A 23794-nucleotide genomic window follows, 5' to 3' on the forward strand; every position below is an offset into this window, starting at 1 on the left:
CCCCGCCGGCGTTCGAGGCGCGGGGCCCGGGGCGGAGCCCCGGCAACGGCGCCGCACCCGGACCGGTCAGCCGGCGGAGCCGCCTGCGCATTCACCCGCGTCCAGCGCCAGCCGGTACCCCCGCTTGACCACCGTCTGGATCAGGTTCGGCGCCCCCAGCGCCCCCCGCAGCCGCGCCATCGCCGTCTCCACGGCATGCTCGTCCCGCCCCGCCCCCGGCAGCGCCCGCAGCAGCTCCGGCCGCCCCACGACCCACCCCGGCCGCCGCGCCAGCGCCCGCAGCAGCGCCATCCCGGCCGGCGGCACCGGCCGCAGCTCCGCGTCCACCAGCACCGCGTGCCCCCGGATCTCCACCCGGTGCCCCGCCACCGGCAGCACCCGGGCCCGCCCCGGCAGCTCCTGGCACAGCAGCTGCACCAGCGGCCCCAGCCGGAACCGCTCCGGCTGCACCGTGTCCACCCCGCGCGCCTGCAACGGCAGCGCCGTCACCGGCCCCACGCACGCCGACAGCACGTCCCCCCGCAGCCCCGCGAGCACCGCCTCCGTCATCCCCCGCTCCTGCGCCCGCGACAGCAGCGAAGCCGCCGCCGGAGCCGAGGTGAAGCTCACCGCGTCGATCCCGCCCCCGGCCACCGCGTCCAGCAGCCGGTCCATCGGCGCGAGGTCCTCCGGGGCCATCCACCGGTACACCGGGACCACGACCACGTCCGCCCCGGCGGCCCGCAGCGCCTCGACGAACCCGGGCAGCGGCTCCCCGTGCAGCTGGAGGGCGATGCGCCGCCCGGCGACCCCGCCGGACAGCATCCGGTCGAGCACCTCGGCGAGGGACTCCGACTGCGGGGACCACGTCTCCACCAGCCCGGCGGCCCGGACGGCCCCCTTCACCTTCGGCCCGCGCGCCAGCAGTTCGGTGGCCCGCAGCCGCGCCAGCAGCTCCTCGCCGATGCCCCACCCGTCGGCGGCCTCGATCCACCCGCGGAAGCCGATCGCGGTGGTGGCGACCACGGTGTCCGGCGCGCAGCCGATCAATTCCTTCGTGGCGGCGAGCAGTTCGCTGTCGTCGGCCAGCGGCACGATCCGCAGCGCCGGGGCGTGCACGACGGTGGCCCCCCGCCGGCGCAGCAGGGCGATCAGCTCGTCCGCCCTCCGGGCCGCGGTGACCCCCACGGTGAACCCCGCGAGCGGACCCGCCGCGGGAGCGGCCGTCGGGGCGGCGGCTGTGCGGGTGTCGTCCATGGTGACCTGCCTTGCCCAGTGGGGTCGTCGTCACTTCGCGCGATCACGTGTCGCGAGAACGGAACCGAGCCTGTCAAGTCGGCGTGTCGGGCTCGGTTCCGCCGTATTTCGTGCCCGTAAACCGCCGTTACACCGACGTGAGCTGCGGCTTCGCCCCGGCACCGGCCGCCGGGAGCACCGCGGGGGCGGGCCGGCGAAGGTATACCGCCCACGTCACCGCGCAGCAGGCCGCGTAGAAGCCGAGGAAGGTGACGAAGGCGGCCGTCCCGGACCCGGAGGTCGAGAACGCCTCCCGGAAGGCCAGGTTGATGCCGAGTCCGCCGAGTGCGCCGACCGCTCCGATGAGCCCCATCGCGGCTCCGGACAGCCGGCGCCCGTACGCGGCCGCCGCCTCGCCGTCCATGCCCCGCGCCAGCGCCTTGGCCTGGAAGATGCCGGGGATCATCTTGTACGTGGAGCCGTTCCCGAGCCCGCTCAGCACGAACAGCGCGACGAATCCGACGAGGAAGACGGGCAGCGACTCCTCGCCCGAGGCGTATACGACGACCCCGGTCGCGGCCGCCATCGCCACGAACGTGGCGAGGGTGATCCGGGCGCCGCCGAACCGGTCCGCGAGGGCGCCGCCGACGGGCCGGATCAGCGAGCCGAGCAGCGGCCCGACGAAGGTGAGCGAGGCGGCCTGGAGCGGGGTGCGGCCGAACTGCGTCTGGAGGACGAGCCCGAAGGCGAAGCTGTAGCCGATGAAGGACCCGAAGGTGCCGATGTAGAGGAACGCCATGATCCAGGTGTGGGCGTCCCGGACCGCCTCGCGGACGGCGCCGCCGTCGTTGCGTACGGGCGCCAGGTTGTCCATCCGCAGCAGGGCCAGCACGGCCGCGGCCACGATCAGCGGCAGGTAGACCGCGAGCAGCAGCCGCGGGTGCCCGGCCCCGGCGGTCCCGATGACCAGCAGGGCGACGAGCTGCACCACGGGCACGCCGATGTTGCCGCCGCCTGCGTTCAGGCCGAGCGCCCAGCCCTTCTTCCGCAGCGGGAAGAAGGCGTTGATGTTGGTCATGGAGGAGGCGAAGTTCCCGCCGCCCACGCCCGTCAGCGCGGCGACGGCCAGGAAGGTGCCGTACGAGGTCCCCGGCTCCATGACGACCAGCGCGGCCGCGGTGGGCGCGAGCAGCAGCAGGGCGCTGACGACGGTCCAGTTCCGGCCGCCGAAGCGTGCGACGGCGAAGGTGTACGGCACCCGGACGAACGCGCCCACGAACGTGGCCGTCGCGATGAGGAAGAACTTCCCGGCCGGGTCGATCCCGTACGCGGGGCCCATGAACAGCACCATCACCGACCACAGGGTCCAGACGGAGAACCCGATGTGCTCGCTGAGCACGGAGTAGAGCAGGTTTCGGCGGGCGATGCGCTCCCCGGACTCCTTCCAGAAGCCCTCGTCCTCGGGTTCCCACCGCTCGATCCAGCGGCCCCCCTTGCGCGGTGCGGTCGTTCCGGTCATCACACGCCTCCACAGCTGTCGCGTCCGTGGTGACGACCGTAGGAACGGCGCGTTTCGGCCCCGGTCCCCGCCGGATGACCGGTGGGAAACCTTGCACTCACCCGCCGCCGGGGCCGCCTGTGAGCGCGGCCGGGCGCCAGCTCGCCGGGGGCACGTCGAGCCAGCCGTGCCCGGCGGCGAGGGCGGCCGCGGCCTGGTGCAGCGCGTCGAGCCCGGGGTGGCTGAAACCCTTGCGCCACACCATCGACAGCGGGGACAGCGGGACCGGGTCGATCAGCGGCCGCTTCGCGCACCCGGGCAGGTCGAGGAAGTCCACGGTCACCAGGACCGGATGGCGGGTCTTGGCCATGACCCGGCGGAACTCGTCCTTCCCCATGGCCACGGGCGCGGGCGGCGCGAGTGCGATCCCGCGGCCGTCGAACAGCTCGCGGGCGAGCCCGGTCCACTCCAGGGTCCGCGGATTGCCGGCCCCGGCGTACACCGTCTCCCCGGCCAGCGCGTCCAGCGGTACGTCGGCCCGCGCGGCCAGCGGGTGCCCGTCGGGCAGCAGTACCGCGAGCGGTTCGTACCGTACGGGCCGGTGCGCGAGGCGGGCCCGCAGCGCCGGGTCGAGCCCGTCGGCGTAGCCGAAGGACACGTCGAGGCGGCCGGCGGCGACCTCCGCGGCGGCGTACGTCAGCCCGCTCTCGAAGCGGGCCATCAGCTCGCAGTCCGGGGCGAGTTCGCGGGCCCGCTCCAGCACGGTGCGGGCGGTGCTCGGCCCGTCGGTGTTGAGGTCGACGAGCAGCGGCCGGGGGCCTACGGAGGCGAAGGCGGCGGCGAGCGCCTCGTGCGCGGCCAGCACCCGCCGGGCCAGGGGCAGCAGCCGCTCCCCCTCGGTGGTCAGCTCGACGGCGCGGGTCGTCCGTACGAACAGCCCGGCGCCGAGGGTGGTTTCGAGCCGCCGGACGTCGCGGCTCAGCGCCTGCTGGGCGACGTACAGGCGGGCGGCGGCGCGGGTGAAGTGCAGTTCCTCGGCCACGGCGACGAACCCGCGCAGCAGCCGGGGTTCCACATCACGGGGTATCACCCGGGGAGACTAACAACGGAAGCCGGTGAATGGCTCCGGAACAGGTGTTGGACGCCGCCGTACCCCGCGGCGGAGCCTTGGATCATGCCGCCGCTGATGACCGTGACGGGCTCTACGCTCGTGATCGCCCCCGCACCGCACCGCCGCCGACCCCGCCCGCAGGGCCCGTACGCCCGCCTCTTCTCCCGTCCCGGGACCCGGGCCTTCACGGCCGGGAACCTGCTGGCCCGCCTGCCCATGGGCATGTTCGGCATCAGCGCGGTCATGATGATCGCCGGCCAGCGCGGCTCGTACGCCCTCGCCGGTGCGGTCACCGCCACCGGGATGGCCGCCACCGCGCTGGTCGCGCCGTGGACCGCCCGCCTGGTCGACCGGTACGGCCAGGCCCGGATCGCCGTCCCCGCGACGCTGATCGCGGTGCTCGGCTCGGTGTCGCTGGTCCTGTGCGTCCGCGGCCACGCCCCCGCCTGGACCCTGTTCGCCTCGTACGCCGCCACCGCGACCACCCCCAACATCGGCGGCATGTCCCGGGCCCGCTGGACGCACCTGCTGCGCGACTCCCCCGCCGCGCACCACACGGCGATGTCGTTCGAGCAGGCCGCCGACGAGCTGTGCTTCATGCTGGGCCCGGTGGTGGCGGCGTTCCTCTGTTCGGCCGCCTTCCCGGAGGCGGGCACCCTCACGGCGGCCGCCCTGCTGCTGACGGGCATGCTGGTCTTCACCTCCCAGCGGGCCACGCAGCCGCCGCCGGCCCGGCCCGGCGACGCCCCCGCCCCGCTGCGCCGGCTGATGCCGCTGCTGGCGCTGTTCGTTCCCCTGGGCGTGCTGTTCGGCTCGATGGAGGTCACCTCGATCGCCCACCTCGGCGCCCGCGGCCTGGGCGCCGCCACCGGCCTGGTCCTGGCCCTCCAGGCGGCGGGCTCCTGCGCGGCCGGCCTGCTCTACGGCACCCTGCGCCCGCGCACGCTGCGGACCTGCCTGATCGCCCTGACCGCGGCCCTGACCCTCCCCTGGGCGGCGGCGGCCACGGGCTCCCTCCCCCTCCTGGCCGCCGCCCTCCTCCTGGCGGGCATGGCCACGGCCCCGACGATGGTCACGGCGATGTCCCGCGTCCACGCCCTCGCCCCCGAGGGCCGCCTCAACGAGTCGATGACCCTGGCGGTGACGGCCATCCTGGCGGGCATAGCCCTGGGCTCGGCCACGGCAGGCACCCTGGTGGACCAGCTCGGCCCCACCACCCCTTACGCCCTCCCGGCCGCAGCGGCCTTTTTGACCCTCTTGGTCCTCCCGACCCTCTCGACGGTACGACTTTCCGGTACGACTCAGGTACCGTGAACTCGTACCACAACCGGAGGAGCGGACCATGTCCATAAGCGCCAGCGAAGCCAGGGCGACCCTGTTCCCCTTGATCGAACGCGTCAACACCGACCACGCCCCGGTGCGGATCACCTCCAAGAACGGTGATGCCGTCCTCATGTCCGCCGACGACTACGACTCGTGGCAGGAGACCGTCTACTTGCTGCGCTCCCCCGCCAACGCCCAGCGGCTGATGGAAGCCGTCGCGCGCGACCGCGAGGGCGCGTCATCGGTCGCCAAGAGCATGGACGAGCTGAGGCAGTTGGCCGGAGGCGAGGAGTGAGGAGCGTTCACTTCGACCCGGCCGCCTGGGAGGACTTCCTGTTCTGGCTCTCGTCCGACCGGAAGATGGCTCGCCGGATCACCCGTCTGATCGGCGAGATCCAGCGCGACCCGCTCACCGGCATCGGCAAGCCCGAACCGCTGAAGGGCGAACTGTCCGGCTACTGGTCTCGCCGCATCGACGACGAACACCGCCTCGTGTACCGGGCGGACGAAAAAGAAGTGAAAGTGCTCAAGGCGCGCTATCGCTACTGACGCCGCGGACGGTCCGGGCATGACGAAGGCCCCGCAGCCTGGCGGCTGCGGGGCCTTCGCCCACATGGGATGAGTGGAGATGGCGGGAATCGAACCCGCGTCCAACGGTGCAGAAGCAGGGCTTCTCCGAGCGCAGTCCGCTGCGCTTTTCTCGGCCCCGGAGATCACACGGACAAGTCTCCGACGGGCTCAGTCACTGTTTGGTTTCCCTCCAACCCCCGTGACCGGGGCTAGAGGTTTAGATCCCTAATTGACGCCAGGATCCGGACCGGGACCACTTCCGGGCTGACGCTCCTCACAGAGGCTTCAGCTCACTGTTATTAGGCAGCGAGGGTGAAGCGGGAGTTATCGCTCTTGGAGTTGGCGATTATTTTTTGCGACATGTGGTTAGCGAGATCATTGCCGCTTCCTCGGCTCGCTTCCCCTGCATCGACATCCGCTGTCGAAACCGATCATCCCCATGTTTTGTTTACAAGCTGCTCCGACCCCGGAGGGGCGGTGCTGACGCCATGGTACGCGAAGTGGACCACGGGATGCCAGGAGATTACAGCTGACCGCGCTCCTTGCGCTTCACGGCCGAGATCACCCGGTTCGTCTCGCGCGTGTCCTGCTTCTCCCGCAGGGCCTGGCGCTTGTCGTACTCCTTCTTGCCCTTCGCCAGCGCGATCTCGACCTTCGCCCGGCCGTCCTTGAAGTACAGCGAGAGCGGCACGATCGTGTTGCCCGTCTCGCCGGTCTTCGAGTCCAGCTTGTCGATCTCCTCGCGGTGCAGGAGGAGCTTGCGCTTGCGGCGGGCGCTGTGGTTGGTCCAGGTGCCCTGGCTGTACTCCGGCACGTGCACGTTGTAGAGCCAGGCCTCGCCGCTCTCCACCGACACGAATCCGTCCACCAGCGAGGCACGGCCCTGGCGCAGGGACTTGACCTCGGTGCCCGTGAGCACGAGACCGCACTCGTAGGTGTCGATGATCGTGTAGTCGTGCCGCGCCTTCTTGTTCTGGGCGATCAGCTTGCGCCCTTTTTCCTTAGCCATAGTGCGGTCATTTTCGCACTACGGACCCACCCCGAGGCCACCCAATACCGTGCGGGCCCGTTCCTCGACCCCGTCGCCCGCCGCCAGGTCCGGGGTGATGCCGCTGCCGTCGAGGCTGCGACCGGCCGGGGTGCGGTACGTACCCACCGTCAGCTCCGCCACCGAGCCGTCCGGGAGCGGCGTCGGCATCTGCACCGAGCCCTTGCCGAAGGTCCTCGTGCCCACCGCCACCGCGCGGCCGCGGTCCTGGAGGGCGCCCGTCACCAGCTCGGCCGCGCTCATCGTGCCGCCGTCGACCAGTGCCACCAGGGGTCTCGTCGTGTCCCCGCCCGGGCTCGCGTACAGGGCGCGCTGGGTCCCCCGTACGTCGTACGTGGCCACCAGCCCGCCGTCCAGGAACGCCGAGGCGGCCGTCACGGCCTCGGTGACCAGGCCGCCCGGGTTGCCCCGCAGGTCGAGCATGAAGCCGGCGCCGGGCGGGGCCGCGCGCACGGCGGCCCGGACCTGTTCGCCCGATCCGCGGCTGAAGGAGGCGACCTTGATGACGGTGATCCCGCCCGGGAGTTCCCGTACGGTCACGGGCTCGGTGTGCAGCTGCTCGCGGCGCAGGGTCTCGGTGAGGTCGGCGCCGTCCCGGGTGAGGTGCAGGACGACCGGAGTGCCGGCGCCGCCGCGTAGCAGGGCGACCACGTCGCAGACGCGCAGGCCGGTGACGGGGTGGCCGTCGACGCTCAGGAGCCGGTCGCCGGCGCGCAGGCCGGACCGGGCGGCGGGGCTGTCGGGCTGGACCTTCTCGACGGCGATGCGGTCGTCCCGGCGGTTCTCGATCCAGAGCCCGACGCCGGTCCAGCGGCCGTCGAGGTCGTCCGTGAAGGCGGCGTACTCGCCCTGGTCGTAGACCATGCCCCAGCGGTCGCCGCTGCGGCTGACCACCTCCTGGGCGGCCTTCTTGCCGGACTTGCCCTCGGCGGCGGCTTCGGCCGCGGCGCGGGCGACGGCCTCGCGGTCGGCGGTCGCGGTGTCCCGGGGAGCCTCGGGGGCGGCCGCGGGGTTCTGCGTACCGGCGGCCGTTAACCCGGCGCCCGCGGGGCCGACGGCGTCCGCGCGGTCCCAGCAGCCGGTGCCCGCCGCGGCGCCCACGGCTGCGATGAAGGCCAACGTCAAAGCGGCCCCGCGACGCAGGTCGCGGGGCCGAAGACAGAAAGCGGGCAGTCCCGGCATGGCGCCGAGTCTAGGACAAGCCCCGTGGAGGCACGGCGGGTTGGGCGGACCTCACACGGGGCGCTTGTCACACCTTCAGGTACTTGCGCAATGCGATGAAGGCGGCCAGCGAGGGCATCAGCACCCCGATGACCAGCACCAACGGCAGCTTCGTCAACACGGAGTCCCAGCCGATGAAGTTGATCAGCTCCATCTTCGTCCGCAGCGAGGCGCCGTGGTCGATGACGAAGTACTGGCCCGCGCCGAGCATGATGCAGGCCAGCACGGCGCCGACGAGGCCTGCGAAAGCGGCCTCCATGATGAACGGCACCTGGATGTAGAAGCTGGAGGCGCCCACGAGCCGCATGATCCCCGTCTCCCGCCGCCGGCTGAAGGCGGAGACGCGCACGGTGTTGACGATCAGCAGCAGGGCCACGATCAGCATGATCAGCATGATGACGAGGGCAGCCACGTTGAGGTAGCCGAGCATCGTGAAGAGGTTGTCGAGCTCGGTGTGCTGGTCGGCGACCGACTGGACGCCGTCGCGGCCCGCGAAGGCGGTGGTGATGACCTTGTACTTCTCGGGCTGCTTGAGCTTCACCCGGAAGGAGTCCGGCATCTGGTCCGGGGTGATCACCGAGGCGAGCGCGGTGTGCCCGAAGCGCTCCTTGTAGTGCTTGAAGGCCTCGTCGGAGGACTCGTAGTGGACCGTCTCGACGAGGTCCATCTTCTTCAGGTCGGTCTCGATCTGCTGCTTCTGCTCGGGAGTGACCGCGCCCTTGGCGCAGGCCTTGCTCCCGCTCTCGCTGTTGTCCTCCGCGTCGCTCTTGTTGCAGAGGTAGATCGAGACGTTGACCTTGTCGTACCAGTAGCCCTTCATCTTGCTCACCTGGTCGCGCATGAGCAGGGAGCCGCCGAACAGGGCCAGCGACAGGGCCACGGAGATGATGACCGCGAAGGTCATGGTGAGATTGCGTCGGAGACCGACGCCGATCTCCGACATGACGAACTGGGCGCGCATGACGTCTCAAGGGCCTTTCAGTGCTGGTAGCCGTAGACGCCGCGCGACTGGTCGCGCACGAGTCGGCCCTGTTCGAGTTCGATGACGCGCTTGCGCATCTGGTCCACGATCTGCTGGTCGTGCGTGGCCATGATCACGGTGGTGCCGGTCCGGTTGATCCGGTCCAGCAGCTTCATGATGCCGACCGAGGTCTGCGGGTCGAGGTTGCCCGTGGGCTCGTCCGCGATGAGGAGGGCCGGCCGGTTGACGAAGGCGCGGGCGATGGCCACGCGCTGCTGCTCACCGCCGGAGAGCTCGCCGGGCATGCGGTCCTCCTTGCCGCCGAGGCCCACGAGCTCCAGGACCTGCGGGACGGCCTTGCGGATCTCGCCCCTGGGCTTGCCGATGACCTCTTGGGCGAAGGCGACGTTCTCGGCCACCGTCTTGTTGGGGAGCAGGCGGAAGTCCTGGAACACGGTCCCCAGCTGGCGCCGCATCTGCGGGACCTTCCAGTTGGAGAGCTTGGCGAGGTCCTTGCCGAGGACGTGGACCTGGCCGTGGCTCGCCCGCTCCTCGCGCAGCACCAGCCGCAGGAAGGTGGACTTGCCGGAGCCGGAGGAGCCGACCAGGAAGACGAACTCGCCCTTCGCGATGTCCAGGGAGACATCTCTGAGTGCGGGGCGGTTCTGCTTCGGGTAGGACTTGGAGACGTTGTCGAATCGGATCACGGGTGCACCACGGTCGCCGGGAGTAGGTGTGCGGAGTCGGTGTGCGTGACCATACGCGAACGGGCGGGGGGTGGGGGCCCGGCGTCCGGAGTTGCCCGATATATCCCCTGGTCCGGGAGGGGATCGTTCCGCGATCGTCCGTGATTGCCCGGACGGGCCGCGCCGAATGTCGCCAGAGCTGGCACAGTGGTAGGGGAACGCAGTCGTTCCTTCAGGCGTTGTTCAAGACGTTCGTTGTTCAAGGGGACGAGAGGAGGAGAGCGCATGACGTATGACCGGCTCGTGTGCGCGAACTGCGCCGCGCCCGTCAGCCAGGGCCGCTGCCCGGTGTGCCGGGCCAACCGGGAGCGCCTCCAGCAGCAGGAGGGCCCCTTCGGCGGCCTGAACCCCCTGGCGCTCATCGTGCTCCTGGTGGTCCTTGTCGCGGCTGTGGCCCTGCTGGCACAGCAGACGGCGTAGCTCCCTCGCCGCGTCCCGATCGTTGACGCACGAAGGGCCCGGACACCTGAGGTGTCCGGGCCCTTCGTGCGTCAACGCGTGTCAATGCGTGCTTACGCGGTCTGCTCCTGCTGCTTGCGCCAGCGGATGCCGGCCTCCAGGAAGCCGTCGATCTCGCCGTCGAGCACCGCCTGCGGGTTGCCGACCTCGAACTCCGTCCGCAGGTCCTTGACCATCTGGTACGGGTGCAGGACGTAGGACCGCATCTGGTTGCCCCAGGAGCTTCCGCCGTCCTTGAGGGCGTCCATCTTGTCCTTCTCCTCCTGGCGGCGCCGCTCCAGCAGCTTGGCCTGGAGCACGTTCATCGCGCTGGCCTTGTTCTGGATCTGCGAGCGCTCGTTCTGGCAGGAGACCACGATGCCGGTCGGGAGGTGCGTGATGCGCACGGCCGAGTCGGTCGTGTTGACGCCCTGACCGCCGGGGCCGGAGGCGCGGTACACGTCGACGCGCAGCTCGGCCTCGTCGATCTCGACGTGGTCGCTGGTCTCGACGACCGGCAGCACCTCGACGCCCGCGAAGGAGGTCTGGCGGCGGCCCTGGTTGTCGAAGGGCGAGATGCGCACGAGGCGGTGGGTGCCCTGCTCGACCGAGAGCGTGCCGTAGGCGTACGGGGCCTTGACGACGAAGGTGGTCGACTTGATGCCGGCCTCTTCCGCGTACGAGGTCTCGTAGATCTCGGTGGGGTAGCCGTGGCGCTCGGCCCAGCGCAGGTACATGCGCTGGAGACGCTCGGCGAAGTCGGAGGCGTCGACGCCGCCGGCCTCGGCACGGATGTTGACCAGCGCCTCGCGCTCGGCGTACTCGCCGGAGAGCAGGGTGCGGACCTCCATCTCGTCCAGCGCCTTGCGCACGGAGACCAGCTCGGTCTCCGCCTCCGCGAGGGTCTCCGCGTCGTCCATCTCCTGGGCGAGGTCAAACAGCACCGCGAGGTCGTCGATGCGGCCGCGCAGGGTCTCGGTCTTGCGGACCTCGGCCTGGAGGTGCGAAAGCTTGCTCGTGATCTTCTGAGCGGCCTCCGGGTCGTCCCACAGGGACGGCGCGGCGGCCTGCTCCTCGAGCACGGCGATTTCTGCCCTCAGCTTGTCGAGGTCCAGGACGGCCTCGATCGACCCCATGGTCGAGGAGAGGGACTTCAGCTCTTCGGAAACATCGACGACTGCCACGGGTCCAGCGTAGCCGGTCCGCGGGCGGCACTGTCCGGGCAGGCCGGATCACCCGTTCTGACGAGTGGGGGAACGGGCGTACCCTCACGGTATGACTCTGCTCCTCGTCAAGCGCCGCCATGTGGACCACATGCGTGTCACGACGACCAGCTGTCTGCCGCCGGACCATCCCCAAGCCTGATCCACCCCGATCCGACTTGGTCCTGTACGCGGCCCAAGCGGCTCCGGCGCCATCCCTGCCGGCGGCCCTCCCCATCCGCTGCCCCGACACCTCTGGGGAACAGGACCCCGTGACATCCGAAACGGAGCCGTCATGCCGTCCGCGCACCACGATCTCTCTGCCGATTCCGCAGTTCCCGCCCTTCCCGTCATCGACCTGTCCCAGGCCGACGACCCGGCCCAGCGGGGCGACTTCCTGAAGAAGCTGCACGCCGTGGCCCGGGACACGGGCTTCCTGTACCTCACCGGGCACGGGATCACCGAGGCAGAGACCGCCCGCATCCTTGAGCTGACCAGGGCTTTCTTCGCTCTGCCCGAGGCCGACCGGCTCGCGGTGAGCAATCTGAACTCGCCGCACTTCCGCGGGTACACCCGCATCGGACACGAGCTGACCGGCGGGGCCTCCGACTGGCGCGACCAGCTGGACGTCGGCGCCGAGCGCCCGGCGCCGGCGCTGGGGCCGGACGACCCGGCGTACCTGTGGCTGGAGGGCCCGAACCAGTGGCCTGCGGCCCTGCCGGAGCTGCGGCCGGTGGTACTGGAGTGGCAGGCCCGGCTGGCGGCGGTGGCCCACCGGCTGCTGCAGGAGCTGCTGACCTCGATCGGCGCGCCGTCCGACTTCTTCGACGAGGCGTTCGCGGACCGGCCGCACCTGCACACGAAGCTGATCCGCTACCCGGGATCCGCCCCCTCCGGTACCGACCAGGGCGTCGGGGCGCACAAGGACTACGGATTCCTGACGCTGCTGCTGCAGGACTCGGTGGGCGGGCTCCAGGTACGGCAGGGGGACGGGTTCCTGGACATCCCGCCGCTGCCGGGGGCGTTCGTGGTCAACCTGGGCGAGCTGCTGGAGATCGCGACGGAGGGGTACCTGGTGGCCACGGACCACCGGGTGGTCAGCCCGCCGGGGGCGGTGGAGCGGTACTCGGTGCCGTTCTTCTACAACCCGCGGCTGGACGCGGTGATCGAGACGGTGCCGGGCGAGTACCTGCGGTCGGCGCCGGGGGTCGCGCACGACGCGTCGAACCCGCTGCACGCGGAGTACGGCCGCAACGAGCTCAAGGGCTGGACCCGGGCCCACCCGTCGGTGGCCCGCCGCTGGCACCCGGAACTGGTCGAGGCGTAACCCCGGCCGGCGCAGCGGCCCCGGCCGGCTCGCCGGTCCGGTCCGGCGAGCGGGCCGGGTACGGCTACGGCTTCGGCTTCGACGGGGTCGAGTGCTTCGTGTCCTGGGGCGGCGCCTCGTCCCCGGACGCGGCCAGCCAGGTCCCCACGCCGAGCGCGGCGGCCAACGCCACGGCCCCCGCCGTCAGGGCGAGCCGCCGCTTGCGGGCCGTCTCCGCACGGTGGCGGGCCGACCCCGGCCGGTGGCCGCCCGCGGGGCGCGGCACCCGGGCCGTGCCCAGCGCGCCCCCGGCCAGCTCGTCCGGCCCCGGAACCCGCATCGAGGTGTGCGTGTCCCGGTTCGAGTCCGTCGCGGAGCCCGGCACCAGCGGGACCACGCCCCGCCGCCGGACCGGATCCGCCTCCGAGACGGACTCCGCCGGCTCCGGATCCGGGTCCGGTTCGTACGGCTCGTCCACGTCCAGAGGCGGCATCCCGGCCAGGAGCGGGAGCAGGTCCCGCAGCCGGGCCGAGAGCTCCGAGGCCCGCAGCCTTGAGGCCGGCGCCTTCGCCAGGCACTGCACGATCAGCTGCCACAGCTCGTCCGGGATCCCGGGGAGCGGGACCACCGTCTCCGTCACGTGCCGCCGCAGCACCGCGCCCGGGTGCCCGCCGCCGAACGGCGTGAAACCGGCCAGCAGCTCGTACAGCACGGTGGCCAGGGCATATATGTCCACCGCCGCCCGCGGCGGCAGGCCTTCCACGATCTCCGGAGCCAGGTAGTCCGGCGTGCCGATGATCCGGGTCGTCGGGGCCGAGGCCCGCGCGCCCGGCGCCCCGGACGCCCGCCGCGGCGAGTCGATCAGCTTGGCCACGCCGAAGTCGGTCAGCAGCGCCGGATGCGAGCCTCCGGGCCCGAGCGGCCCCTGCATGTCCAGCAGGACGTTCTCCGGCTTCACGTCCCGGTGCACGACCCCCGCCGCATGCGCCGCCGCCAGCGCGTCCGCGACGTCCGCGACGATCGCCACGGCCGCCTCGGGGGCGAGCCGCCGCTCCCGGTCGAGGCGCGTGCGCAGGTCCGTACCGCGTACGAGGTCCATGACGAGGGCCAGGTCGTTGCCGTCGACGACGAGGTCGCGGACGGAGACGATGTGCGGGTGGTCCAGGCCGAGCAGCGCGCTGCGCTCCTGGACGAAGCGTCCGACCAGCTCCTGGTCGGACGCGAGGTCCTCGCGCAGCAGTTTGACGGCGACGGGCCCGTCCGGCCCCTCGCCCAGCCACACCGTGCCCGCGCTGCCGCGCCCCAGGATCTGGTGCGCGGTGTACCGGCTGCCGATCTTCCGTGCCACGACTGCTCCCTCAGCGGCTGGCGTACGCACCAAAGCTACGCGGCCGGATGGGGGTTGAACGCCCCGGAACGCGGCGACCTTCACTTCTGGGGGCGAAATCACGTCCCAGGAGTCGACAAATCCACAACCCAACCTGTGAATCGGTCCCCGAAGTCGGCGCTACGGGGCCCCGGTTCAGGGCGTGCCGCTGCCCGAGCCGCCGCTGCCCGTGGAGTCGCCGATCGCGCTGACCCAGTCGACGATGTCGGAGCCCCAGGTCCACAGCTGGTCCCACCAGCCCTTGCCGGTGCCGACCCACTCCTGGAGCGGGGTGAGCTCCCAGACCAGCCAGCCCGCCACCACGAACAGCAGGATCAGGACCAGGCAGCCCTTGAGGCAGCCCAGGCCCGGGATCTTGACCGGGTTGGCGCTGCGGGGGCGCGGTTCGCGCGGCTCCCGGGGGGCGCGCGGCGGCGGGGCTTGCGGGGGCTGCTGCTGCGGGGGCGCCTGCCGCTGGGGCTGGGGCTGCCGCTGGGGCTGCTGCTGGTACGGGGCCTGCTGCGGCTGCTGGTACTGCTGGGGCGGCGGCTGCTGCTGGTAGTACGGCTGCTGCGGCGGCTGCTGGTACTGCGGCTGCTGCTGGTACTGCGGGGGCGGAGGGCCCTGGCGGTACTGCGGGGGCTGCTGGGGTCGCTGCTGCGGGGGCGGGGGCGCCTGCCGCTGCGGACGGCGGCGCAGCGGGTCCTCGTTCGGGTCGAGGTACTGCATCTGCGTCTGCTCGTTGCGGTCGCGCGCGGCCTGCATCTGCGACTGCCACGGGTGCGGCTGGTCCGGCCGCTGCACCGGGGGCATGACCGAGGTCGGGTCCGCGCCGGGCCCGCCCGGGCCGCCGTGGCCGCCCGTGCTGGGCAGGACCGAGGTGGCGTCGGCCGCGCCGACCGGCGGGAGCACGCTGGTCATGCCGTTCGGGTCGTACGCGCCCATCGGCGAGGCGACGGCGTCGCCACCGGCCGGGGTCGCGGGGACCGGCGCCGGCGAGGGGTCGGGGGCGAGCAGCGCGCCGACGCCGAGGGCGGCCTCCACCTCGGAGGGGGCGCTGTGCACGCCGATGCCGGAGGCGACCACGCGCAGTCCGCGGGCCAGGTTCTCGGCGCTGGGGCGCTCGTTCGGCTCCTTGCGCAGGCAGCGCTCGATGACGATCCAGAGCGGCTCGGGCACGTTCGGCGGCCGCTGCGGGTCCTCGCTGAGGTGGCGGTGGAGGACTTCGAGGGCGGTGCCGCCGGCGAACGGCGGGCGGCCGGTGACCAGTTCGTAGAGCAGGATGCCGGCGCCGTAGATGTCGACGGCGGAGGTCTGCGGGCGGCCCTCGGCGGATTCGGGGGCCACGTAGGCGGGGGTGCCGACGAACTCGTGCGTGCGCGTCAGGCCCGGGGAGTCGGCGAGGCGGGCGATGCCGAAGTCGGTGAGCATCGGCTTCATCTGGCCGCCGCGCTCGTCGAGCAGGACGTTGGCGGGCTTCAGATCGCGGTGGACCACGCCGTCGGCGTGGCTGGCGGCGAGCGCGTCCGCGATCTGGGCGGTCAGCAGGCTCGCGGCGACCGGCGTGAAGGGGCCGTTCTGCCGGATGTACTTGTGCAGGTCCGGGCCGTCGATCAGGTCCATGACGAGGGCGAGCAGATCGCCCTCGACGACGAGGTCGCGGGTGCGCACGATGTTGGGGTGCGTCAGGCGCAGCAGGACCGAGCGCTCGCGCAGGAAGCGCATGACGATGTCCGCGTCCTGGGCCAGCTCCTCCTTGAGGACCTTGATGGCCACGGTCTCGCCGGGCTGCCCGGCGACGGCTGCCTCCGCGCCGGCGGTCTCCCGCTGGCGGGCACGCCAGACGGTGCCCGTGGCGCCGCGTCCGAGCGGCTCCTCGAGCAGGTACTTGCTGCCGACTGGCCGCACGTCTCGCGCTCCCTGCTGTCGTCCTGCTGTGGTTCGTCTTGCGGTTCGTTTTCCGGCCCACTCTAGGGGGTGTCTCCGGGGAAGACGCGGGGTGCCGGAGGTTGGTTGCCGCACATTTGTACGAAGGGTGAGGTTTGAGGGGTATGCCGGGGGCGATTTTCCGCGGCCGTTCGCGGATTTTCGGCCGGGCTCCGCGCCCGGGCGTGTACGCGACACGCGCAGGGGTGTGATCATTCAAGATCATTTGTTGCCGGGTGCCGGGCGTGTTGTCAGTGACAGGTGCGAGGATGCACCCGTACGGAACGGCCGGGACGGGAGCCCGCGTTCCGGGCAGACCTGACCGGACGACGCGCCGTGCCGGGTGGGGGGTTGATCGGGGCAGCCATGCCCCGTCGTACCCCTGCCGGGCGCACGCACCGCGCACCGCGCAGAAGGGACCGCTGACGGCGATGCAGATCCGGCTGACCGTCCTTGGGTCGCGCAGCGGCCACCAGACCGCGCCCGCCGGCTGTGACGTGCTCGTCACCGCGCCCGTGGGCACCGCGCTCGCCGCCGTGGCCTCCGGGCTGGCGGCGACCGTCGGCGGGCCCGACACCGGCGGCACGGTCGTGCTGTACGCCGGTACGGAGCGGCTCGACCTCCAGCGGCGGGTGCTCGGGGAGCCGCCGCTGGTGGACGGGGCGGTGCTGGGGCTGCATGCGCCGGTGCCGGGCGTCCTGCCGGACGGGGACGTCCTGCCGGACGGGACGGACGGCGCGCAGCTGCACGTGGTGGCGGGGCCGGACGCGGGCGGGGTGCACCTGCTGCACCCGGGAGCGATCCGGATCGGGCGCTCGGCCGACGCGGATGTCCCGCTGGACGATCCGGACGTCTCGCGGCTGCACTGCGCGGTGACGGTGATGCCGGACGGGCGGGTGGCCGTGGCCGACCTGGGCTCGACGAACGGCACGACGGTGGACGGCGCCGTGGTGGGCGCGCGGCCGGTGGCGCTGGCGCCGGGGGCGCTGCTGCGCATCGGCGAATCGACACTCCGACTGGCCCCGGACACCCCGGCCCCGCTCCGGGTGGTCCCGGACCTGGAAGGCCACCTGTCCCTCCCGGCGGCGGCCGGTGCCGACTCCGGTGCCGGGCACTACGGCGAGGCCGGCTCGGGCCGGGAGCCCGGCTCCAGCACGCGTCACCCCGGCGAGGGCGGTCCCGGTGCGGGGCGCCCTAGCGATGGCGACGGGCGTCGGGGAGCCGGCTCGGGCCGGGGGCCCGGTGCGGCCGCCGGCGCCTCCGGCGCGGGGTGGAGCGGTGGGCCCGGCGGCGCGCAGGGGTCTTCCCCCCACCCCGCCCCTTCCCGAAACGGGGGCTCCGCCCCCGACCCCGACGAGCACCGCCCGGGGCTGCGCCCCGACGCGGCTTCGCCGTCCCACCCCGGCGCCTCGGGCGCCGGGTGGACCGGCGGTCCCGACTCCGGCCGATCGCCCGGCACGCCGTCCGGCGACACGTGGGCCGGCGCGGGGCGCGGCCGTTCCGCACCCGGTTCCGCCTCCGGCGCCGACGCAGCCACACCCCGTACGGCACGGGAGCCCGGCGCAGCCGGGGCCGGCCGTACCGGTGGACCCGGGGCCGGGTGGGGCGGCGCAGCCGCACCGCACACGGCGCGGGAGGCCGGCACAGCCGGGGCCGGATGGAGCGGCGCGGCCGCAGCAGAGTCGGGCTCAGCACCCGGCGCAGCCGGGGCCGGATGGGGCGGCGCAGCCGCGCCCGGCACGGGTAGGGAGACCGGCGCAGCCGGGGCATGGGGTGGAGCAGGCGGACCCCAGGCGGCACGGGAGGCCGGGACCGGTGGGGTCGGGGGCCGGTGGGCCGGCGGCCCCGACTCCGGCGGGTCATGGGGCGTTCCGGGGGGCGGCATGCGCGTCGGGGCGCCCGGTACGGGGCAGGCCGAGGCCGGCAGCGGCGGGCAGCGGGCGCGGATGCGGGGGCTCGGAGCCTGGGCCCGGAAGTGGGTGCGGGGCGAAGAGGACCCCGGGTACGGGAGCGCCGCCGCCGAAGCCGTCGCGGCCGCCGCGCCCGATGCCGACGATCCCGCCGCACTGCTGCTCGCCGCACTGGGGCCCACCCGGCGGCTCTGGTCCCGGGGCCGGGGGCGGCTCGACGTCGGCCTCGGGGCCGGGAGCCGGGTCGCGTTCCAGGAGGTCGGCTCGCTCGGCATCGCCGGGCCCCGCGCCCGCCTGACCGGGGTCGCCCGCTCCGTCGTCGCCCAGCTCGCCGGCCTGCACGGGCCGGGCGAGCTGGAGATCGTGCTGCTCGCCGCCGACCGCGCGCGCGGCCTCGCCGAGCGGCGCGCCGACTGGGGCTGGCTCGGCTGGCTGCCGCACGTACGGCCCGCGCACGGCCAGGACTGCCGCCTGCTCCTCGCGTACGACCGCGACCAGGCCGCCGCCCGCACCGCCGAGCTGACCCGCCGCCTCGACGAGGGCCCGGTCGGCGAAAGCCCCGTCGGCGAGGCCCACCAGGGCCCGTACACGCTCCTCGTCGTCGACGGCGATCCCGGCGCCGGCGCGCTGCGCGACCTCACGGGCCGGCTCGCCGCCCACGGCCCGGCCGCCGGGATCCACCTCCTCGTGCTCGCCGAGACGCCGGCCGCCGCGCCCGGCTCCCCGCTCGCGGAGACGTACGAGGCCGCCTGCGCGAGCAGCCCCGCCTTCCGGGGCTGCGGCTCCGCCGCCCTGCTCAGCGGCGATGTGGCCACCACCGTACGGACGTTCACGGTGACCGGCGGCAAGCCGTCCCCGCCCGGGACCACCGCCACCGCCGACGCCGTCTCCGCCGCCTGGGCCGAGCGCTTCGCCCGGGCGCTGGCCCCGCTGCGCGCCGAGCCCTCCCCCGCCGGGCCCCGCCCGGCCCTCGCCGCCGCGCTCCCCAACACCGCCCGCCTGCTGGACGAGTTGGGCCTCGCCCGGGCCACCCCGGCCTCCCTGATGGCCCGTTGGGCCGCCACGACCGACCAGGGGCAGGGGGTCGGCGGCCGCGCCGAGCTCGTGCTCGGCAGCGGCCGACGCGGCCCGGTCGGCGCCGAGCTGGTCCAGGACGGCCCGCACCTGCTGATCGAGGGGCCCGCCGGCAGCGGTCGTACGGAGCTGCTGCGCTCGGTGGCCGCCTCGCTCGCCGCGGCCGCCCGGCCCGACCGGCTCGGGCTGGTCCTCCTCGACGGGGCCGGCGGCGAGCGCGGCGACGGGCTCCAGCCCTGCACCGAGCTCCCGCACGTCTCCGCGCACCTCGTCGCCTCCGACCCCGTCCGCATGCGGGAGTTCGCCCAGGCCCTCGGCGCCGAGCTGAAGCGCCGGGCCGAGCTGCTGGACGGGGTCCCGTTCGCCGAGTGGCACGCCCGGCGGGAGGTCTCCGACCGGATGGTCACGCCCCGCCGGCCCAGCCCCGGCGAACTGGTCGGCGACCTCGACCCGCAGCGCACCGGCACGCTCCGGCTGCGCGCCTCCGCCGTGCGCACCGACCCGGCGGGGCCGAGCCCGCTCCCCCGTCTGGTGGTGCTGGTGGACGACTTCGACGCGCTGGTCGCGCCGGGGCTCGGCAGTACGGGCCGGCCCGCCGCCGGATCCGTCGTACGGGCGCTGGAGGCGGTGGCGCGCGACGGCGCCCGGCTCGGGGTGCACCTGGTGGCCACCAGCGCCCGCCCCGACCGTACGGCCGACACCGAGCTGGCCCGTACGAACCCGCTGCGGATCGATCTGGAGGGCCCCGACCAGCCGGGCCCCGGCCGCGGCCGGCTGCGGTACGCCGACGGGCGGACGGTCCCGTTCCAGGGCGGCCGGGTGACCGGCCGGATCCCCCGTACGGCCACGCAGCGGCCGACCGTGGTGCCGGTGGAGTGGGAGCGGATGGGCGATCCCCCGGCCCGCCGGCCGGTGCGCGAGCTGGGCAACGGCCCCACCGACCTGGCGCTGCTGGCGAGCGCCCTGGACCGGGCCTCGCACCTGGTCTCGGCGATACCCGTGCTGTTCCCGCCCTCCCCCTGAGCCGGTCCGGAAGTCCGCGCCGCGGCCCGACGCGGTATTGCGGGGGTGCGCGGCTCGGCGTAGACCTTGTGGGACGAGTCACACCACGGGCACACCACGGGCATCGGGGGCAGAGCCATGCGAAGGCAGGGAACGAGCCGTACGAAGAACCGTAGCCGCACGGGCGACCGGAGAAGGAGCCGTGCCGCCGCCTGGACGGCCCTCGCGGCCGCGGGCGCGCTGGCCCTCGGCGCCTGCGGGGACGGCGGGGACGGGAAGGCCGACCCGCCGCAGGGCGGGGAGTCGTCCCCCCAGGCCCGGCCTCCGGTCGCATTACCGAAGCTGCCCGGCGAGAAGCTGGAGGTCGCGGCGGTCTGGACGGGTCCGGAGCAGGCGAACTTCACGAAGGTCCTGAAGGAGTTCGAGAAGCGTACGGGTGCCACGGTCACCTTCGTCCCGGCCCAGGACCCGATCGTCACCTTCCTCGGTACGAAGATCGCGGGCGGACAGCCGCCGGACGTGGCGCTGCTCCCGCAGGTCGGGGCGCTGACCGCCGCCGTGCAGAACAAGTGGGTGCAGCCGGTCGGCCCGGAGGCCAAGGCGCAGCTCGACGCGAACTACTCGGACGGCTGGAAGAAGCTGGGCGCGGTCGACGGCACCCAGTACGGCGTGTACTACAAAGCCGCCGACAAGTCGCTGATCTGGTACAACGCGAAGGCCTTCAAGGCGGCGGGCGTGCAGCCCCCGAAGACGTGGAAGGAACTGCTGGAGGCGGCCGACACCCTCTCCGCCTCCGGCACCCCGGCGGTGTCGGTGGCCGGCGCGGACGGCTGGACCCTCACCGACTGGTTCGAGAACGTCTACCTCTCCCAGGCGGGTCCGCAGAAGTACGACCAGCTGGCCAAGCACGAGATCAAGTGGACGGACGACAGTGTCAAGCAGGCGCTGACCACGCTCGGCGAGCTGTTCGGGCGCAAGGACTTCCTGGCCGGCGGGGCGAGCGGGGCGCTGTCCACCGAGTTCCCGAAGTCGGTGACGCAGACCTTCACCGGCGGCGACCGCCCGGCGGCCGCGATGGTCTTCGAGGGCGATTTCGTGGCGGTGAACATCGCGCAGACGGAGGCGAAGGTGGGCGAGGACGCCCTCGTGTTCGACTTCCCGGCGGTCGGCGCCAAGCCTCCCGTCATCTCGGGCGGTGACGTGGCGGTCGCGCTGAAGCCGTCGAAGGGCGCGCAGGCGCTGCTGACCTTCCTGGCGTCCCCGGACGCGGCGGAGATCCAGGCCCGCGAGGGCGGGTTCATCTCCCCGAACAAGGCGGTGAATCCGGGCGCCTATCCGAACTCCATCCAGCGGGGCATCGCCACGGCCCTGATCGCGGCGGGCGACGACTTCCGCTTCGACATGTCGGACCAGGCCCCGGCCGCGTTCGGCGGGACCCCCGGCGCCGGCGAGTGGAAGGCGCTCCAGGACTTCCTGGCGAACCCGTCGGACGTGGCGGGCACCCAGGCCAGACTGGAGGCGGACGCGGCCAAGGCCTACGGGAACTGATCCCGTGGCAGCCAAGGCCACCACGCCCACCAGGGCCAAGGCCACCGCGACGACACGGTCCGCGGAGACCCGGCGCCGCCGCCTCGTCGCGGCGGCGTTCCTCCTGCCCACCCTGGTGCTGCTGGGCGCGCTCGTCGTCCACCCGATCGGCTACTCCCTCTACCGCAGCTTCTTCGACCGCACCGGCGACACGTTCGTGGGCGGCGGCAACTACACGGAGATCCTGCACGACGACACGATCCGCACGGCCCTGAGGAACACGGCGCTGTGGGTGGTGCTGGCCCCGACCACCGCCACCGCGCTCGGCCTGATCTTCGCGGTGCTCACCGAACGGGTGCGCTGGGGCACGGCGTTCAAGCTGCTCGTCTTCATGCCGATGGCCATCTCGATGCTGGCGGCCGGGATCATCTTCCGGCTCGTGTACGACCACGATCCCGACCGGGGCATCGCCAACGCGGTCTGGGTCGGGGTGCACGACACCTTCGCGGAGTCCTCGGCCTTCCCGAAGGCCCGCCCCGGCCGCGACTCCCCGCTGGTCCCGGCCACGGGGTCCGACGCGGGCGGCTTCACGACCCGTGATCCCGTACGGGCGGGCGTGCCGGTGCTGCTCCCGCTGGTCGGCGTGGCCCCGGAGGACCTGCCCGGGGGGACCCGTACGGCCAGGGCCGCGCCCGCCGAGCCCGGCAAGGTCACCGGGACGGCCTGGCAGGACTTCACCCGGGGCGGGGGCGGCCGTACGAACGCGGTCGACCCGAGCGAGTCGGGGCTGGCCGGGATCCGGGTCGAGGCGGTCAAGGACGGCCGGGTGGTCGACTCGGCGACGGCCCGTCCGGACGGCACGTTCACCCTGTCCGCGAAGGCCGACGGGGCGCTGCTGCGGCTGCCCGCGTCGAACTTCCGCGAGGCGTACGCGGGGGTGGAGTGGCTCGGCCCGACGCTGGTGACCCCGGCGGTGATCGGGGCGTACGTATGGATGTGGGCCGGTTTCGCGATGGTGCTGATCGGGGCCGGGCTGGCCGCCGTACCGCGGGAGCTGCTGGAGGCGGCGCGGGTGGACGGGGCGAACGAGTGGCAGGTGTTCCGCCGGGTCACCGTGCCGCTGCTGGCGCCCCTGCTGGCGGTGGTCCTCGTCACCCTCGTCATCAACGTGATGAAGATCTTCGACCTGGTCTTCGTGATCGCGCCCGGCTCGGTGCAGGACGACGCGAACGTCCTGGCCCTCCAGCTGTACCGCACCTCCTTCGGCACCGACGCCGATCCGGGGCTGGGCAGCGCCATCGCGGTGCTGCTGCTGGTGCTGGTGGTCCCGGTCATGCTCTACAACATCCGCAGGCTGCGGAAGGAGAGGACCCGATGAGCGCCGCCGCGCAGGCCCGCCCGGAGGCACGCACCGGGGCCCGTACCGCTGCTCGGGCCGGTGCCCGGGCCGGCCGGCTCGCCGCCGGGGCCGCGGCCGGGGCCGTCCGCGTGTTCCTGGTCCTGGCCGCGCTGTTCTGGCTGATCCCCACGCTCGGACTGCTGATCTCCTCCTTCCTCTCCCCCACCGACCTGAACAAGGGCGGCTGGTGGCAGGCGCTGACCGCCCCGACCCGGCTGACGGCCGACAACTACGAGCGGCTGCTGGCCAACGACACCATCACCAGCGCCCTGCTCAGCACCGTGGCCATCGCGGTCCCGGCGACCCTGCTCGTGGTCGCCCTGGGCTCGCTCGCCGGATACGCCTTCGCCTGTCTGGAGTTCCCGGGACGGGACTGGCTGTTCCTGGTCGTGGTCGGGCTGCTCGTCGTCCCCGTACAGGTGGCGCTGATCCCGGTCTCGAAACTCTTCGGCGCCATCGGGCTGTTCGAGACCACGGCCGGAGTGGTCCTGTTCCACACCGCGTTCGGGCTGCCGTTCGCGATCTTCCTGCTGCGCAACTTCTTCGCGCAGATCCCGCGCGAGCTGCTGGAGGCGGCCCGCCTCGACGGAGCGGGCGAACTGCGGCTGTTCGCCCGGGTGGTGCTGCCGCTGGGCGCTCCGGCGATCGCCTCGCTCGGCATCTTCCAGTTCCTGTGGGTGTGGAACGACATGCTGGTGGCGCTTGTGTTCGCGGACTCGGCGCACCCGCCCATCACGGTCGCCCTCCAGCAGCAGGTACGGCAGTTCGGCAACAACATCGACGTACTGGCCCCCGGCGCGTTCCTGTCGATGCTCGTCCCACTGGTCGTCTTCTTCGCCTTCCAGCGGCAGTTCGTCTCGGGGGTGATGGCGGGAGCGATCAAGTAGGGTGCACGGACACGCCTGTTGACGTGCGGCATTGACGCTGGGTAACCCGAATGCCACACGCTGC

Annotated in this window: 19 protein-coding genes and 1 other RNA gene; 9 read left to right on the forward strand and 11 right to left on the reverse strand. The window is 73.2% G+C overall.

The genetic code is table 11. The features are described 5' to 3' along the window. Window positions 1-66 precede the first annotated feature (66 nt). The 3 genes from OG509_RS15000 to OG509_RS15010 form a co-directional block, all read right to left on the reverse strand. On the reverse strand, window positions 67-1236 hold the full coding sequence (locus tag OG509_RS15000; RefSeq protein WP_406183079.1) for a uroporphyrinogen-III synthase: 1170 nt from the start codon (window positions 1234-1236) through the stop codon (window positions 67-69). Between the two features lie 127 nt (window positions 1237-1363). Further along, window positions 1364-2734, reverse strand: a complete 1371-nt coding sequence (locus OG509_RS15005) for a nitrate/nitrite transporter (protein ID WP_406183080.1) — start codon at window positions 2732-2734, stop codon at window positions 1364-1366. 97 nt (window positions 2735-2831) lie between these two features. Then, window positions 2832-3803 (reverse strand): LysR family transcriptional regulator, encoded by a 972-nt coding sequence (locus tag OG509_RS15010; protein WP_406183081.1) that lies wholly within the window; start codon window positions 3801-3803, stop codon window positions 2832-2834. An 84-nt stretch (window positions 3804-3887) separates the two neighbouring features. Here OG509_RS15010 and OG509_RS15015 point away from each other — a divergent pair, with 84 nt between their 5' ends. The 3 genes from OG509_RS15015 to OG509_RS15025 are packed head-to-tail and all read left to right on the forward strand — an operon-like array spanning window position 3888 to window position 5696. Beyond that, complete coding sequence (locus OG509_RS15015; protein ID WP_406183082.1) at window positions 3888-5138, forward strand: MFS transporter; 1251 nt, start codon at window positions 3888-3890, stop codon at window positions 5136-5138. 28 nt (window positions 5139-5166) lie between these two features. Further along, window positions 5167-5442 (forward strand): type II toxin-antitoxin system Phd/YefM family antitoxin, encoded by a 276-nt coding sequence (locus OG509_RS15020; RefSeq protein ID WP_134075676.1) that lies wholly within the window; start codon window positions 5167-5169, stop codon window positions 5440-5442. Beyond that, a complete protein-coding gene (locus tag OG509_RS15025; RefSeq protein ID WP_406183083.1) occupies window positions 5439-5696 on the forward strand; it encodes a Txe/YoeB family addiction module toxin in 258 nt (85 codons plus the stop codon). The genes OG509_RS15020 and OG509_RS15025 overlap by 4 nt, the downstream gene beginning before the upstream one ends. 71 nt (window positions 5697-5767) lie before the next feature. Here OG509_RS15025 and ssrA read toward each other — a convergent pair. From ssrA to ftsE, 5 genes are all read right to left on the reverse strand, one after another. Then, window positions 5768-6156, reverse strand: a transfer-messenger RNA (tmRNA) gene (gene ssrA / locus OG509_RS15030). A gap of 84 nt (window positions 6157-6240) precedes the next feature. Continuing rightward, window positions 6241-6726, reverse strand: a complete 486-nt coding sequence (gene smpB, locus OG509_RS15035; RefSeq protein ID WP_030161337.1) for an SsrA-binding protein SmpB — start codon at window positions 6724-6726, stop codon at window positions 6241-6243. An 18-nt stretch (window positions 6727-6744) separates the two neighbouring features. After that, window positions 6745-7947, reverse strand: coding sequence for a S41 family peptidase (locus OG509_RS15040; protein ID WP_406183084.1), 1203 nt, complete (start codon window positions 7945-7947; stop codon window positions 6745-6747). A gap of 67 nt (window positions 7948-8014) precedes the next feature. Continuing rightward, window positions 8015-8947, reverse strand: coding sequence for a permease-like cell division protein FtsX (gene ftsX, locus OG509_RS15045; protein ID WP_406183085.1), 933 nt, complete (start codon window positions 8945-8947; stop codon window positions 8015-8017). A gap of 17 nt (window positions 8948-8964) precedes the next feature. Further along, window positions 8965-9654 carry a cell division ATP-binding protein FtsE gene (gene ftsE / locus OG509_RS15050; RefSeq protein ID WP_030161344.1) on the reverse strand — a complete coding sequence of 230 codons (690 nt, stop codon included), beginning with the start codon at window positions 9652-9654 and terminating at the stop codon, window positions 8965-8967. A 264-nt stretch (window positions 9655-9918) separates the two neighbouring features. Between ftsE and OG509_RS15055 the strand changes: the two genes are divergently transcribed. Further along, a complete protein-coding gene (locus tag OG509_RS15055) occupies window positions 9919-10113 on the forward strand; it encodes a hypothetical protein (protein WP_366105547.1) in 195 nt (64 codons plus the stop codon). 92 nt (window positions 10114-10205) lie between these two features. Here OG509_RS15055 and prfB read toward each other — a convergent pair whose 3' ends face one another. Beyond that, window positions 10206-11315 carry a peptide chain release factor 2 gene (gene prfB / locus OG509_RS15060; protein WP_406183086.1) on the reverse strand — a complete coding sequence of 370 codons (1110 nt, stop codon included), beginning with the start codon at window positions 11313-11315 and terminating at the stop codon, window positions 10206-10208. Window positions 11316-11628: 313 nt separating this feature from the next. Here prfB and OG509_RS15065 point away from each other — a divergent pair, with 313 nt between their 5' ends. Beyond that, window positions 11629-12660, forward strand: a complete 1032-nt coding sequence (locus tag OG509_RS15065) for an isopenicillin N synthase family dioxygenase (protein ID WP_406183087.1) — start codon at window positions 11629-11631, stop codon at window positions 12658-12660. A gap of 64 nt (window positions 12661-12724) precedes the next feature. Here the strand turns inward: OG509_RS15065 and OG509_RS15070 are convergent, their stop codons facing one another. Both OG509_RS15070 and OG509_RS15075 read right to left on the reverse strand, forming a co-directional pair. Then, window positions 12725-13987: a serine/threonine-protein kinase gene (locus OG509_RS15070; protein ID WP_406183088.1), complete on the reverse strand. Its 1263-nt coding sequence runs from the start codon at window positions 13985-13987 to the stop codon at window positions 12725-12727. Between the two features lie 174 nt (window positions 13988-14161). Continuing rightward, a complete protein-coding gene (locus tag OG509_RS15075) occupies window positions 14162-15913 on the reverse strand; it encodes a protein kinase domain-containing protein (protein WP_406183089.1) in 1752 nt (583 codons plus the stop codon). A gap of 449 nt (window positions 15914-16362) precedes the next feature. On the opposite strand from OG509_RS15075, the gene OG509_RS15080 reads away from it, so the two are divergent. The 4 genes from OG509_RS15080 (at window position 16363) to OG509_RS15095 (ending at window position 23730) form a co-directional block, all read left to right on the forward strand. Continuing rightward, window positions 16363-19938 (forward strand): FtsK/SpoIIIE domain-containing protein, encoded by a 3576-nt coding sequence (locus OG509_RS15080; RefSeq protein WP_406183090.1) that lies wholly within the window; start codon window positions 16363-16365, stop codon window positions 19936-19938. 117 nt (window positions 19939-20055) lie between these two features. After that, complete coding sequence (locus OG509_RS15085; protein WP_406183091.1) at window positions 20056-21465, forward strand: ABC transporter substrate-binding protein; 1410 nt, start codon at window positions 20056-20058, stop codon at window positions 21463-21465. A 103-nt stretch (window positions 21466-21568) separates the two neighbouring features. Then, window positions 21569-22822, forward strand: coding sequence for a carbohydrate ABC transporter permease (locus OG509_RS15090; RefSeq protein ID WP_406187581.1), 1254 nt, complete (start codon window positions 21569-21571; stop codon window positions 22820-22822). Then, window positions 22819-23730, forward strand: a complete 912-nt coding sequence (locus OG509_RS15095; RefSeq protein ID WP_406183092.1) for a carbohydrate ABC transporter permease — start codon at window positions 22819-22821, stop codon at window positions 23728-23730. Before OG509_RS15090 ends, OG509_RS15095 begins: the two co-directional genes overlap by 4 nt. Window positions 23731-23794: the final 64 nt, after the last annotated feature.

Source organism: Streptomyces sp. NBC_01006 (assembly GCF_045162725.1).
In the GTDB taxonomy this organism is placed as follows: Bacteria; Actinomycetota; Actinomycetes; order Streptomycetales; family Streptomycetaceae; genus Streptomyces.

What these genes read in the sequence shown, in the direction of transcription:
- OG509_RS15085 (WP_406183091.1), top strand. Translation starts at nt 20,056, where the DNA reads ATGCGAAGGCAGGGAACGAGCCGTACGAAGAACCGTAGCCGCACGGGC.
- OG509_RS15040 (WP_406183084.1), bottom strand. Translation starts at nt 7,947, where the DNA reads ATGCCGGGACTGCCCGCTTTCTGTCTTCGGCCCCGCGACCTGCGTCGC.
- OG509_RS15080 (WP_406183090.1), top strand. Translation starts at nt 16,363, where the DNA reads ATGCAGATCCGGCTGACCGTCCTTGGGTCGCGCAGCGGCCACCAGACC.
- smpB (WP_030161337.1), bottom strand. Translation starts at nt 6,726, where the DNA reads ATGGCTAAGGAAAAAGGGCGCAAGCTGATCGCCCAGAACAAGAAGGCG.
- OG509_RS15065 (WP_406183087.1), top strand. Translation starts at nt 11,629, where the DNA reads ATGCCGTCCGCGCACCACGATCTCTCTGCCGATTCCGCAGTTCCCGCC.
- ftsX (WP_406183085.1), bottom strand. Translation starts at nt 8,947, where the DNA reads ATGCGCGCCCAGTTCGTCATGTCGGAGATCGGCGTCGGTCTCCGACGC.
- OG509_RS15095 (WP_406183092.1), top strand. Translation starts at nt 22,819, where the DNA reads ATGAGCGCCGCCGCGCAGGCCCGCCCGGAGGCACGCACCGGGGCCCGT.
- OG509_RS15020 (WP_134075676.1), top strand. Translation starts at nt 5,167, where the DNA reads ATGTCCATAAGCGCCAGCGAAGCCAGGGCGACCCTGTTCCCCTTGATC.
- OG509_RS15005 (WP_406183080.1), bottom strand. Translation starts at nt 2,734, where the DNA reads ATGACCGGAACGACCGCACCGCGCAAGGGGGGCCGCTGGATCGAGCGG.
- OG509_RS15015 (WP_406183082.1), top strand. Translation starts at nt 3,888, where the DNA reads ATGCCGCCGCTGATGACCGTGACGGGCTCTACGCTCGTGATCGCCCCC.
- OG509_RS15055 (WP_366105547.1), top strand. Translation starts at nt 9,919, where the DNA reads ATGACGTATGACCGGCTCGTGTGCGCGAACTGCGCCGCGCCCGTCAGC.
- OG509_RS15000 (WP_406183079.1), bottom strand. Translation starts at nt 1,236, where the DNA reads ATGGACGACACCCGCACAGCCGCCGCCCCGACGGCCGCTCCCGCGGCG.